This is a genomic window from Catenuloplanes atrovinosus, assembly GCF_031458235.1.
Classification (GTDB): Bacteria; Actinomycetota; Actinomycetes; order Mycobacteriales; family Micromonosporaceae; genus Catenuloplanes; species Catenuloplanes atrovinosus.
The window spans coordinates 874,137-886,777 of the sequence record NZ_JAVDYB010000001.1 but is presented as its reverse complement, the minus strand read 5'-3'; the positions used below and the strand labels follow the sequence as shown (position 1 = coordinate 886,777).

The following is a 12,641-nucleotide window of genomic DNA, read 5'->3' as shown; positions in this document are numbered from 1 at the left end:
CGTTCACGTGATGGAGCGCTGGTTCGTGTACCAGGTGGCGAGCGCGGACCGCTTGTTGATGTTGAGCTTCGTGTAGATGTGCCGGATATGGGTGTCGACCGTGTGCGGGGACAGGAACATCTCGTCCGCGATCTCCCGGTTCGCCCGGCCGTTCGCCACCCGCTCCGCGACCCGCAGCTCGGTCTCGGTGAGCGGCCCGCCGGTCGCACGCCGGCCGTTGCGCCGCTGCCTGGGCACCTTGGCCGCGCCGCAGGCGGTCCGCAGGTCGCCGGCCTCGGTGGCGGCGGCCCGCGCGGCGGCCGGCCGCCCGTGCCGGCGCTCGGCCGCGGCGAGGTCGTCGAGCGCGGCCGCCAGCGCCAGCCGCCGCGGACCCTCCCGGAACCGCCGCACCGCCTCGCGCAGCAGCTCCACGTCGTCGCGCAGCAGGCCCTCGGCGTGCGCGGCGGCGCCGGCCGGCGACGGCAGTGCGGGGTCGCGGCCGGCCAGCGCGCGGGCCGCGCGGACCACGGCCTCGGCCAGGTCGGTGCGGCCGGCGTCGACGGCGATCCGGACCAGCACGGCGGCGGCGCCCGGGTCCTGGCCGATCAGCACCGGGCGCTCCTCGATCGTCTCGTAGAGCGGCCGCAGGTGGGAGACGGCCGGCTCGGAGCCGTCCTCGGCGTACGCCAACAGCGCCTCCGGCCACAGCACGTCCTCCGGCGCGGCCGTGATGCCGGTACGCGTACGCTCGCGCATCTTCTCCGCGAACCCGCGCGCCGCGGTCAGGTCGCCGCGGAGCAGGCTGAGCCGGATCAGCGTGCCGAGCAGCGGCACGGTGAGCTGCCAGACCGCCTGCTGCTCGGCCAGCTCCACCCCGGCCGCCGCGACCTTCGCCGCCACCGTCAGGTCACCGCGCCCGGCCTCGACGCCGGCCTCGTAGTAGTGCCAGAGCGGGCCGGACCAGCCGGTGCCCAGCTCGATCGACTCGCGCCGGCCCTCCTGGAGCACGCGGTGTGCCTCGTCCAGCCGGTCCACCATGGTCAGCGCGCTGCCCAGCCAGATCTGCGGGTGCCGGTGCACCGCCTCGCCACCCGCGTCGTCGGCCAGCTCCACCGCGGTGCGCGCGTGCTCCAGCGCGTCGGCGAACCGGCCCTGCGCGGCCGCGACCAGCGAGCGCGCGGCCAGGCCGAACACGGCCGCGCCCGGGTCCGCGCCGATGGCGTGCGCCTCGGCGCCGGAGATGTCCGCCTCGGCCAGGTCGCCCGCGTAGAACTGCGCGTGCGCGCGCACCGCGCACAACTTCGCCCGCACGTCCGCAGCGACGCCACCGCGCCGCAGGCCCCGGCTGGTGTACTCGACGGACTCGCGGTTGCGGCCCGCGTGCTTGCACGCCTCGGCCAGCCCCAGACAGAGCCGGGCCGCGGTGGTGGCGTCCAGCCCGGAGCGGAACGCGGCCTCGCCCTGCTGGCGCGCCTCGTCCAGCCGGCCCGCGGAAGCGAGCAGCGGCACCGCCTCCGCGGTGAACGCGGCGCGGCGCGGGTCGTGCGCGCCGAAGCCGGCGGCCGCGTGCAGGTAGAGGTTGGCCGCCGCGCCGGGCGCCAGCGCGGCGATCTCGGCGGCCGCGGTGCGCAGCAGCTCGGACTGCTCGGCCGCCGCCTTCGGGCCGGCCCTCATCAGGTGCTCGGCGACCTCGGCGGGTGGGCCGCCGACCGCGCCGATCACGGCCGCGGCCTTGCGGTGCAGGCCGTCGCGCAGCGGCCCGGGGATGGTGTTGTAGACGACCTCGCGCAGCATGTCGTGCTCGAACGCGTACCCGTCGCCGCGCGGCACCAGCATGCCGTCCGTGACGTCGGCGTCCGCGAACGTCCACAGCGACTCCTCCGGCTGCGCCAGCAGCGCCGCGGCCTCGCCCAGCCGGAACGGGCGGGCGAACACCGCACCGGCGCGCAACAGCAGCCGCGCCTCCGGCGGCATGCCGCCCAGCCGCTGCTCGGCCGCGCCGATGAAGCTGGTCGGCACCTCGCCACCGACCAGCGTGGCCCGGCCGCCGACGATCGCCAGCTGCCCCTCCGCGCGCATGCCGGCCAGCAGCTGGGTGATCCACAGCGGGTTGCCGCCGCACCGGTCCGCCTGGGCCAGCACGGTCGCGTCCACCGGGGAGCCGACCCGCTGCTCGCACAGCAGCTCCACGTCCGCGTCCGGCAGCGGGCCGATCACGATCTCCTCGGCGCCGAGTGTGACCAGGTCGTCCAGCGCGTTCCCGGCCGCGCCGCCGGTGCCGGGCCGGCGCACGAACAACCACAGCACCGCGGACGACGACAGGCGCGGCACCAGCGTGCGCACGGCCAACACGGTGAACTCGTCCATCCACTGCGCGTCGTCCACGACCACCAGCACCGGCCGGTCCGCCGCGACCTCCTCCAGCACGCGGCCGAGCCGCTCCGGCGTCGACTGCGCCGGCGACTCCGCGCTCAGCCAGGCCAGCGCGGGCAGGTCGGTCTCCCGCAGCGTGGCGGCCAGCGTCATCAGCGGCGCGTTGCGGTCCACCTCCATCGCCGCCCGGTACGCCACGGTCAGCCCGGCGCTGCCCGCGGCACGGACGGCCGCGCGCGCCAGGTGCGACTTGCCGATGCCGGCCGGCCCGCTCAGCACCGCGCAGCCGCCGGCTCCCCCCGCCGTGGCCGCGACCGCGCGGGCCAGCGCGGCCCACTCCCGCTCCCGGCCGATCAGGTCGTGGTCATCACTCATCGTGCTCCGTCCCGGACCCCCGGCGCTTTCCGGTGCCGATTGTGGGCGATCGCGGCCGGGCCCGAGAACACCCTTTCGGGTGGCCCGGCCGAACGACTATCGGGTGATCTCCCGCCATACGGAAGGGACAGCGCGGCAAACGGTTCCGCCACATTACACAATCGCGGTGGAAAACTTTTCCACCGACAGCGTGTAGGCAATGAGCCGCCGCAGGATCGCCGGGCCGTTCTCGGTCAGCAGCGATTCCACATGGAACTGCACCGTGCGCAGGCCGGGCTTGGCCAGGCCGTGCACCACGCCGGTGGCCGGGTCGCGCAGCACGCCGACGCGGTCGCCGGTGAGCGGGCAGTCGAACGCGTCCACGCCGGACAGCGCCGCGAACGTGTTGTAGAAGCCGACCCGCTCCGGGCGGCCGTCGACCCGTAGCACACGCTGCACGCCCTGCTCGGGGCGGGGCAGCGTACGGATCGGCATACCGAGCGTGGCCGCGACCGCCTGATGACCGAGGCAGACCGCGAGCGTCGGCGCGCGCGACGCGATCAGCTCGCCGGCCAGCGCGCGCAGCCGTGCGATGCGCGGGTCGGTGAGGTCGCGCGGGTCGCCGGGCCCGGGGCCGAGCACCACCAGTTCCTCCGCACCAGGGCGGTACGCGGCCAGCGCCGTCACGCGGACCGCCAGGCCGAGCGCGCGGGCCAGCTCCGCGAGCATGGCGGTGAAGTCGTCCCCCGCGTCGACGATCACGGCGTGCCGCCCGGCCAGTTCACCCGCGGCCACGACCGGCGCGCCGCGCCAGAACCGGGACAGCCCCCCGTTCCGGGCGGAGAGCAGCCGCTCCGGCGGCCGCGTCCGGGGCGCGCCGGAGAACGCGGCGAGCAGCGCGGACGCCTCAACCCTGGTCTCCTCCGCCACCGCGGCCGGGTCGCTGTGCCGGACCAGCGTGCCGCCCGCGGAGACCGAGACACCGCCGTCCGCGCCCACCTCCGCGGTCCGCACGATCAGTGCGGAGTCGAGCGTGCGCCGCCCGCCGGAGCGGCCGGCGAGCGCGATCGCGCCGGCGTAGTACCCGCGCCCGTCCCGCTCGTGCGCCGCGATCACCCGGCACGCGCTCGGCACCGGGCTGCCGGTCACGGTGGGCGCGGGCAGCGTCTCGCGCAGCAGGTCACGGGCGCCGAGCCGGGCCGGGCCGGCCACCACGTACGCGGTGCGGGCCGGCCGGGACACGGCGCGCAGCCGCGGTCCGGTGCATGCCCGGGCCATGATCTTCAGCTCCTCGTCCGCGACGACGAACTGCTCCTCCGCCTGCCCGCGGTCGGCGAGGAAGCGGCGCGGGCCCTCCTCGGTCGGGCCGCCGGGCGGGCAGCGGAAGGTGCCGCTGATCGGGTGCATGGCGGCGCGCCCGTCCGCGAGCCGTACGTGGCCCTCCGGGGACGCGCCGATCAGCGTGCGCCCGCCGCCGTGGAACAGGAACGTCCAGTACGCGCCGGTCTCCGCGCGCAGCAGCCGGCCGAAGACCGCGAGCGCGGCGCGGGCCGACCACTCGGGCGCGACGGCCCGGTAACGGCGGCGCAGCACCACGTTGGAGCCGGCGCCGCGGCCGATCGCGCCGGTGACCACGCGGCGGGCCGCGTCGGCGTACCCGTCGTCGTCCACGTCGAAGCCGCCCCCGGTGAGCGGGACGGGGCCGTCCGGCAGCGCGTCCAGCGCCTCGTCCCGGCCGAGCCGCCCGGCCGCGCGGACCGGCATCGCGAGGATCGGCGCGCCGTCGTCCACGCAGGCCAGCCCGCGCTCGGCGATCTGCCGGTACGGCAGCACCGCCACCAGGTCCGGCCCGGCGCCGGGCGCGTCCGGCGGCGGCAGCGGCAGGTCCGCGACCAGCGTGTGCTCGTGCACGTCCCCGAGCAGGATCTCCACCGGGCCGTCGCCGCGGCGCAGCACCGCGAACGCGGGCGCGCCGTCACGCAGCAGCGCGCGGGCCCGGCCGGCGGTCAGCCGCTCCGGCCCGGTACGCGGGAGTGCGGTCACGATCTCCCCCTCAATTTTGCTAATACCACCGTCGATACGGCGGCGAATCCGGGGAAACGGTGGCACCGCGCCATTCCCGCGGACAACTACCCGACCGGGCCACGGGCTGCTCGGAGAGGTAGTGGGAGCGACACCGGCCGGCGCCTAGCGTCCTCGGCGAAAGGCTGAACGGACGCTTTGGAGGCCCGATGTGGATTTGCAATTCCCAGGTCGGTGCACCATGCCGGTGAATGAGACGTTCGCCCGGCGGATGCGCCGCGAGCGACTGCACCGGCACGGCGACCGGGGACTCCTGGTGGTGGCGCTGGACCACCCGATCGGCGCCGGGCCGATCGTGCCGGACGGCCGGCTGGACCCGCTGCTGCGCGCGGCCTCGGACAACGGCGCCGACGCGGTGGTGCTGCACAAGGGCGCGCTGCGGCACGTCCGTACCCGCTGGTTCCACGGTCTGTCCCTGATCGTGCACCTGAGCGCCAGCACCGGCACCGCGCCGGACCCGGACGCGAAGGTGCTGGTCACCGGCGTCGAGGAGGCGCTGCGGCTGGGCGCGGACGGCGTCAGCGTGCACGTCAACGCCGGGTCGCTGACCGAGGCCCGGCAACTCGCCGACCTGGCGTCGGTCGCGGACGCCTGCGACCGGTGGGGGCTGCCGCTGCTGGCCATGGTCTATCCGCGCGGGCCCGGCATCCGCGACGAGCGGGACCCGGAACTGGTGGCGCGCGCGGTCACGGTGGCGGCCGAGGTCGGCGCGGACCTGGTGAAGACCGCGCTGCCGGCCGGCGCCGCGCAGATCGCCCGGATCACCGCGGCCTGCCCGATCCCGGTGCTGGCCGCGGGCGGCGCGACCGGCGGCGGCGCGCCCGCGGTCCTGGAGCACCTGGGCATCGCGCTGCGGTCCGGTGCCGGGGGCGCCGCCGTCGGCCGGTTGATCTTCGAGGCGCCGGACCCGGCCGCCATGACGCGGTCCGTCGCCGCACTCGTCCACGACCAGCGCGTCCGGCGGTCCGTGCCGGCGCTGGTCCCACTCGGAAGGGAACACCGATGACCCAGTGCTGGCTCGACGTCCGGGCGACCGGGGAACTGACCAAGGAGATCTGCGAGGAGGCGCTGCACCAGGGGCTGGACGCGATCGTCTCGGACGATCCGCACCTGCTGGCGACGCTGCCGCCGACCGTGCTGCGCGTGCTCATGTCGGACGACCCGGAGCCGGAGGGCGCGGACCTGGTGATCACGACCGGTGAGCCGCCCGCCACCGGGCCGTCGTGGGGCCGGTACGTCGAGGTCACCGACCCGGAGACGCTCGCGGTGGCCTGCGCGAGCGCGGCCCGGGACGCGTTCACGCTGCTGCGCTTCGCCGACCCGACGTACATCCCGCTGGAGATCGTGCTGGCCTCCGCCGCCGGCGCGTCCGGCACGATCATCACGGTCGCGGCCGACCCGCGGGACGCGGCGGTGCAGCACGCGGTGCTGGAGCACGGCCCGCACGGCGTGCTGCTGGCGCCGTCCCGGGTCGGCGACGCCACCCGGCTGCGCGCCGCGGTCCGCACCACCACGCCGGAACTGGCGCTGGTGCCGCTGCGGGTCACGGCCGTGACGCACGCCGGCAGCGGCGACCGCGCCTGCGTGGACACCTGCGCCATGCTGCGCCCGGACGAGGGCATCCTGATCGGGTCGCGGTCGCGCGGGCTGGTGCTGTGCGCCAGCGAGACGCACCCGCTGCCGTACATGCCGACCCGGCCGTTCCGGGTGAACGCGGGCGCGATCATGTCGTACACGCTGGTCTCCGGTGAGCGGACCGCGTACCTGAGCGAGTTGCGGGCCGGCGCGCGCGTGCTGGCGGTGAGCGCGGACGGCCGGACCCGCCCGGTCACCGTGGGCCGCATCAAGATCGAGACCCGGCCGCTGCTCTCCATCGACGCGGTCGCGCCCGGCGGCGAGCCGGTCAACCTGATCGTGCAGGACGACTGGCACGTGCGCGTGCTCGGGCCCGGCGGCACGGTGCTCAACTCGACCGCGCTGCGCCCCGGCGACGAGATCCTCGGCTGCCTGCCGGACGCGGACCGGCACGTCGGCTACCCGATCGACGAGAGCTGCGTGGAGCAATGATCATCGACTTCCACGCGCGGCTGACACCCGGTCCCGGCGAGCCGTCCGCGCTGCTCGCGGCCATGGACCGGGCCGGCATCGGGACCGCCGCGGTCAGCGCCGGCGGCGTGGTCGGCATCGACCGGCTCGCCCGCCAGCTCAGCCACGGCGGCCGCTCCGCGGCACGACCGGACAACGAGGGGGTACGCCGCGCCTGCGACGCCTCCGCGGGCCGGCTGATCCCGTTCTACTTCGCCGACCCGCGCCGCGGCCCGGACGAGTACCGCCGCGCCGCGGCCGGGTTCCGCGGTCTGGAACTGTCGCCGGCCGTGCACGGGTTCACGCTCGGCGAGCCCGGCGTGGCCGCGCTGGCCCGGATCGCCGGAGAACTCGGCCACCCGGTCTACGTGGTGTGCCTGGGCCGGCCGGGCGCCCGCGCCGAGGACCTGGCCGCGCTGGCCGCGACCCGGCCGGCCACCACGTTCGTCTTCGGCCACTGCGGCGGCAACGGCCTGGACGCGGACGGGCTGAACCGGCTCGCGCCGCTGCCGAACGTGCTGGCCGAGACGTCCGGTGCGTACACCGCGGTGGCGCGGCTGGCGGTCCGGCGGCTCGGCGCGTCCCGGGTGCTGTTCGGCACCGAGTACCCGCTCCAGGACCCGCGGGTGGAGGTGGCCAAGCTCGGCGCGCTCGGCCTCACCGCCGCGGACCGCCGCGCGGTCGCCGCGGAGAACGCGTGCCGGCTGCTCTGCCTGAAGGAGCCCGCCCATGTCTGACCGCCCGGAACTCGGCGACTGGAACGACCCGGCCGGGCTCGCCGCCATCCAGGACGCGCGGCTGCCGCACACGCTCGCTGCCGCGGCCCGCTCGCCGTTCTACCGCGCGCGCGGCGGCGTGCCGGCGGACCGGGCCGGGCTGGCCGCGATGCCGCTGACCACCAAGGCCGACCTGCGCGGCGCATACCCGTTCGGCATGCTGGCGGTCGACCGGCGCCGCGTGGCCACCTACCACGAGTCCAGCGGCACCACCGGCACGCCCACGTCGTCGTACTACACCGAACAGGACTGGCTGGACCTGGCGGAACGGTACGCGCGCAAGTGGGTCGGCATCCGGGACGACGACACGTTCCTGGTCCGCACGCCGTACGCGCTGATGATCACGGGTCACCTGGCGCAGGCCGCGGCCCGCATGCGCGGCGCCACCGTGGTGCCGGCCGACAACCGCTCGACCGCCATGCCGTACGCCCGGGTGGTCCGCGTCCTGCACGACCTGGACGTCACGCTCACCTGGTCGATGCCGACCGACACGCTGCTCTGGGCCGCCGCCGCGCACGCCGCCGGCCGCACGCCCGGCCGCGACTTCCCCGCGCTGCGCGCGCTGTTCGTCGGCGGCGAGCCACTCGGCGCCGCCAAGCGCGCCCGGATCGCGCACACCTGGAACGCCACGGTCGTCGAGGAATACGGCGCGACCGAGTGCGGCAGCCTGGCCGGCGAATGCCCGGCCGGCCGGCTGCACCTGTGGGCCGACCGGGCGATCTTCGAGGTCCGCGACCCGGCCACCGGCCGCACCACGCCGGCCGGCCGCGGGCACCTGGTGGTCACGCCGCTCTACCGCGAGGCCATGCCGCTGCTGCGCTACGACACCGAGGACCTCGCGGAGGTCTCCGACGCGCCGTGCCCGTGCGGCTGGGCGCTGCCGACCGTCCGCGTCCTCGGCCGCGGCGGTGCCGTACACCGGGTGGCCGGCACCGCGGTCACCCAGGGCGACCTGGAGGAACTGGTCCTCGCGCTGCCCGGCGTGCTCTTCTGGCGGGCCCGCGCGCTGCCGGACCGGCTGGTCGTCGAGCTGGAGGCCGACCGCGACACCGCGGACGCGCTCGTTCCCGCGATCCGGGCACGCTACGGCGTACCGGCGCAGGTCACCGCGCTGCCGCCCGGCGCGCTGGTACCGCGCGCGCTGCTCACCGCCGCACCGGACGTGGTCAAGCCGCGCGCGCTGTTCGGGCCGGACGAGGACTGGGCCAAGGCCCTGTCGTACTACTAGGGCACCCGGCATGGCAGTTAGAAGATCAAGTTCGGGATCTACCCGCTCCCGGCGTGGTGGCGGTCCGCATGCTCCCGCGGGCACCGGTCGTCGCAGAGCTCCTCCCTGCGCGATCCGTGGCCGGGCCAGGGCCACGCGACCACCGCCACCGGCGGCAAGCCCCGCGAGGCACGTCCCGCGCGGCCGGGCAGGGCGCGGCATGGGAGTCCCGGGAGTCGGCGACCGGCGGCGCGGCCGGGCAGGGCGCGGCATGGAATCGCGGTGGGCGGCGACCGGCGGCGCGGCCGGGCGGTGCCGGGCGTGGGAGTCGCGGGGCTCGGTGACCGGCGGCGGAACCGGCTCCGATGCGGCGGCGGAGCGGCGGCGGAGACGCCGCGAGGTTGGCCCGCGGGAGCGTGCGGACCGCGACCACGCCGGGAGCGGGAAGAGGAATTTCCAGTGGATCGTCAGGGGGGATTTCATGGGGACGCCACGGATAGCCGTGGTCGGCGCCGGGATCGGTGGGCTGGCCGCGGCCGCCGCGCTGACGCGCGCGGGGCTGCACTGCGACGTCTTCGACCGTCGCGATCATCCGGGACTGTCCGGGCTGGGGCTCGGCATCCAGATCTCACCGAACGGCGCCCGCGCGCTGCGTGACGTCGGCGCCGTGCCGCATCCGGAGAGCGTGATCCGGCCGGATGCGGTGGAGTTGCGCCGGTGGCGGGACAGCGCGCTGATCGGCCGCGCGCCGCTGGACGACGCGGAGGACCGGTACGGCGCACCGTATCTCGCGCTCACCCGCGCGGAGCTGTCCGGCGCGCTGCTGTCCGCGATGGACGGTGGCGAGTTGCACCTGGGCCGGCGCTGCGTCGGCGCGGAGGTCCGGCGCGAGGGGGTCCGGCTGCGATTCGCGGACGGCGGCGAACACCTCGCGGACCTGGTCGTCGGCGCGGACGGCGTGCACTCGGCGCTGCGCGGCGTGCTCGGCGGCGACGGCGGGCTCGGTCCGCGGTTCTCCGGGCACGTCGCGTACCGGGCCGTCATCCCGGCCGACGACCTGCCCGCCCACCTGGTCCGGCCGCACCGGGTGCGCGTCTGGCTCGGTCCCGGCCGGCACTGCGTCTGCTATCCGGTGCGCGGCGGGCGCATGGTCAACGTCGTGGCCACCGCGCCGTCGCGCTCGCCCGCCGTGCCGGCCGAGCGCCTGATCACCGGATACGCCGACTGGTGCGGCTCGGTCCGCGCGCTGCTCTCCGCCGCGGCGGGCCGGGGCCGGGTGTGGCCGCTGTACGCGGGCGCGCCGGTGCCGCACCGGCACCGCGGCGGGCTGGTGCTGCTCGGCGACGCCGCGCACCCGGCGCTGCCGTGGGTGGCGCAGGGCGCGTCCCAGGCGCTGGAGGACGCGGTCACGCTGGCCCGCTGCCTCGCCGCCGGCGCGCCGCTGTCCCGGTACGACGCGCTGCGCGGCGCGCGCGCCCAGCGCGTCGCGGCCGCGGTCAGGACCGCCGCGGACGAGCACCATCTGCCGGACGGCCTGCGGCAACGCCGCCGCGACCGCCGGTTGGCCACTCCCCCGGACCGGGACTGGCTCTACGGATACGACGCCGCGGCCGGAGCGGCGTCGTGACCGCGCGGCCGGCCGGACGCGTCGCGCTGGTCACCGGCGCGGCCGGCGGGATCGGCGCGGCCGTGGTGCGGGCGCTGGCCGCTGACGGCGCCACCGTGATCGGCACCGACCTCGCCGCCGGGCCCGGCGTGCGCCCGCTCGACGTGCGCGACGCCGGCGCGGTGGAGGCGCTGGTCGCGGACGTGGAGGCGGGTGTCGGCCCGATCGGCGTCCTGGTCAACGTGGCCGGGGTGCTGCGCGTCGGGCCGGTGCTGGAGACCACGGACGCGGACTGGGCGGCGGTCTTCGCGGTCAACGCCACCGGCGTCTTCCACGTCAGCCGCGCGGTCGCGCGCCGGATGGCCGCCCGCCGCTCCGGCGTGATCGTCACCGTGGGGTCCAACGCGGCCGGCGTACCCCGCATGCACATGGCCGCGTACGCGGCCGCGAAGGCCGCCGCCGCGCACTTCACCCGCTGTCTGGGCCTGGAGCTGGCGGCGAGCGGCGTGCGGTGCAACGTGGTCGCGCCCGGGTCCACGGACACGGAGATGCTGCGCGCGGTCGCGCCCTGTTCCGCGGACGTGATCGCCGGGTCCGGGGACACGTTCAAGACCGGCATCCCGCTGGGCCGGGTCGCCGCGCCGTCGGACGTGGCGGACGCGGTCGCGTTCCTGGTCTCGGACCGGGCCCGGCACGTGACCATGCACGACCTGTACGTGGACGGCGGTGCGACGCTGCGCGCCTGAGACGTGGTGAACGCCGCGATCCGGGGGCGGGATCGCGGCGCTCGTGGTGAGTGACCGGCCGTGCGTGGCGATCAGCGCGGGCCGTCGTCGCCGGAGATCAGGGCGGCCAGCTCGGCGCGGGAGGTGATGCCGAGCTTCCGGAAGATCTGGCGCAGGTGGTAGTTGATGGTGTGCGGGGACAGGTCGACCTTCGTGGCGATCGCCGCGTTGGTCAGCCCGGTCGCGACCAGCAGCGCGATCTCACGCTCCCGGTCGCTGAGCTGGGACACGGCCGCGCCCGGCGCCCCCGCGGGGCGGGAGCCGGGACGCGACCGCTGGAACGGGTTCCCACCGGCGGACCGGGGGCGGGCCACCGGTGGGCGCCGTACCCGGCCCGGGCGCGCGGCGTCCCGGTGCAGGTCCGCGACCGCGGTACGGGGACCGCCGGCCATCGGCTGCCGGGTCCGGAAGCCGCCGGGCGCGCCCCGGTCGAGGCATGCGGCGCCGTCGTGCAGCGCCACGCGTACCGCCCGGGGAATCGTCCGGGACACCTCGGCGCGGACCAGGGCGTGCGCGAAGGAGAGCCACTCGCCGCGGTCGGCGAGCAGTCCCGCGGTGAGCGCCTCGTCGACGGCCGGCAGCAGCGCCGCGACCGGGCCACCGAGCAGCCCGGCCACCTCCACCAGGTCGAAGTCCTCGTCCAGCGTGGTCGCCACCTGCACCAGGTGCCGCGCCGCCGGGGTCAGCAGCCCGACCCGGTGCCCGATCCGGTCGCGGACCGGCGCCGGCAGCCGCGGGTCGCGCAGCGTCGCGTGCCCGCCCTCCACCGCCACCAGGTGCTCGTCCCGCAGGCCGCGGGCCAGCTCGATCAGCGGTCCGGGCAGGCCGCCCGCCACGGCGGCCAGTTCCCGCAGCGCCGCGTCCGGTTCCGCGCCGAACAGCGCCGCCAGCACCGCGGCGGCCGCCTCCGGGCCGAGCGGATCCAGCGGTACGCGCCGCGCCCGCCCCAGGTCGAGCGGGTCCAGCCCGGGCAGGCGCAGCCCGGTCCGCCGGGCCAGCACCGGCAGCACCCGCGCGGTGCGGTACGCGGCCGACAGCGCCGCCGCCACGCCCGGGTCGGTCCACTGCGGATCGTCGATCAGCAGCGGTGCCGGCCCGTCGCCGGCCGGCCGGGCCGCGGCCGAGGCGAGCTGCCGCGCCAGCCCGGCCACGTCGACCGGCCCGGCCGGCAACCGCAGCACGGTCCGGCCCGCGGCCCGCGCGCCGGCCCCGATCTCCTCCAGCAGCCGGGTCCGGCCGGCGCCCGGCGGACCCTCGATCACCACCAGCGCGGGGCCCTCCCCGCCCCGGCGCAGCAGCGCCGAGATCGCGCGGTACTCGCGATCTCGGCCGAACATTCCCGTCATCGTCGTCTCCCCCCTCGTAACGGTCACGCGTGAGGTGCGTGTGACTCG

The 12,641-nt window shown here is 77.0% G+C and carries 9 protein-coding genes; 6 read left to right on the top strand and 3 right to left on the bottom strand.

Going from position 1 to position 12,641, the window contains the following annotated elements; genetic code table 11:
* Positions 1-3: 3 nt before the first annotated feature.
* Both J2S41_RS03925 and J2S41_RS03920 read right to left on the bottom strand, forming a co-directional pair.
* Positions 4-2,727, bottom strand: coding sequence for a helix-turn-helix transcriptional regulator (locus tag J2S41_RS03925; RefSeq protein WP_310363163.1), 2,724 nt, complete (start codon positions 2,725-2,727; stop codon positions 4-6).
* A 153-nt stretch (positions 2,728-2,880) separates the two neighbouring features.
* Positions 2,881-4,749, bottom strand: coding sequence for an anthranilate synthase family protein (locus tag J2S41_RS03920; RefSeq protein WP_310363160.1), 1,869 nt, complete (start codon positions 4,747-4,749; stop codon positions 2,881-2,883).
* Positions 4,750-4,975: 226 nt separating this feature from the next.
* On the opposite strand from J2S41_RS03920, the gene J2S41_RS03915 reads away from it, so the two are divergent.
* The 6 genes from J2S41_RS03915 to J2S41_RS03890 all read left to right on the top strand — a co-directional run bounded on the left by J2S41_RS03915 (position 4,976) and on the right by J2S41_RS03890 (position 11,208).
* Positions 4,976-5,794 carry a 2-amino-3,7-dideoxy-D-threo-hept-6-ulosonate synthase gene (locus J2S41_RS03915; protein ID WP_510183735.1) on the top strand — a complete coding sequence of 273 codons (819 nt, stop codon included), beginning with the start codon at positions 4,976-4,978 and terminating at the stop codon, positions 5,792-5,794.
* A complete protein-coding gene (locus J2S41_RS03910; protein WP_310363155.1) occupies positions 5,791-6,855 on the top strand; it encodes a 3-dehydroquinate synthase II in 1,065 nt (354 codons plus the stop codon). Before J2S41_RS03915 ends, J2S41_RS03910 begins: the two co-directional genes overlap by 4 nt.
* Entirely contained in the window at positions 6,852-7,610 is a 759-nt protein-coding gene (locus J2S41_RS03905) for an amidohydrolase family protein (protein ID WP_310363152.1), read from the top strand. Before J2S41_RS03910 ends, J2S41_RS03905 begins: the two co-directional genes overlap by 4 nt.
* On the top strand, positions 7,603-8,877 hold the full coding sequence (locus tag J2S41_RS03900; RefSeq protein WP_310363150.1) for a phenylacetate--CoA ligase family protein: 1,275 nt from the start codon (positions 7,603-7,605) through the stop codon (positions 8,875-8,877). The genes J2S41_RS03905 and J2S41_RS03900 overlap by 8 nt, the downstream gene beginning before the upstream one ends.
* A gap of 460 nt (positions 8,878-9,337) precedes the next feature.
* A complete protein-coding gene (locus J2S41_RS03895) occupies positions 9,338-10,483 on the top strand; it encodes an FAD-dependent monooxygenase (protein WP_310363146.1) in 1,146 nt (381 codons plus the stop codon).
* Positions 10,480-11,208 carry an SDR family oxidoreductase gene (locus tag J2S41_RS03890; RefSeq protein ID WP_310363143.1) on the top strand — a complete coding sequence of 243 codons (729 nt, stop codon included), beginning with the start codon at positions 10,480-10,482 and terminating at the stop codon, positions 11,206-11,208. The genes J2S41_RS03895 and J2S41_RS03890 overlap by 4 nt, the downstream gene beginning before the upstream one ends.
* 71 nt (positions 11,209-11,279) lie before the next feature.
* On the opposite strand, the gene J2S41_RS03885 is transcribed toward J2S41_RS03890, so the two are convergent.
* Positions 11,280-12,593: a LuxR C-terminal-related transcriptional regulator gene (locus tag J2S41_RS03885; protein ID WP_310363140.1), complete on the bottom strand. Its 1,314-nt coding sequence runs from the start codon at positions 12,591-12,593 to the stop codon at positions 11,280-11,282.
* Positions 12,594-12,641: the final 48 nt, after the last annotated feature.

Excerpts from the sequence above, each read along its gene's own strand:
- J2S41_RS03900 (WP_310363150.1), top strand. The coding sequence starts at position 7,603 with ATGTCTGACCGCCCGGAACTCGGCGACTGGAACGACCCGGCCGGGCTC.
- J2S41_RS03885 (WP_310363140.1), bottom strand. The coding sequence starts at position 12,593 with ATGACGGGAATGTTCGGCCGAGATCGCGAGTACCGCGCGATCTCGGCG.
- J2S41_RS03905 (WP_310363152.1), top strand. The coding sequence starts at position 6,852 with ATGATCATCGACTTCCACGCGCGGCTGACACCCGGTCCCGGCGAGCCG.
- J2S41_RS03910 (WP_310363155.1), top strand. The coding sequence starts at position 5,791 with ATGACCCAGTGCTGGCTCGACGTCCGGGCGACCGGGGAACTGACCAAG.
- J2S41_RS03895 (WP_310363146.1), top strand. The coding sequence starts at position 9,338 with ATGGGGACGCCACGGATAGCCGTGGTCGGCGCCGGGATCGGTGGGCTG.
- J2S41_RS03925 (WP_310363163.1), bottom strand. The coding sequence starts at position 2,727 with ATGAGTGATGACCACGACCTGATCGGCCGGGAGCGGGAGTGGGCCGCG.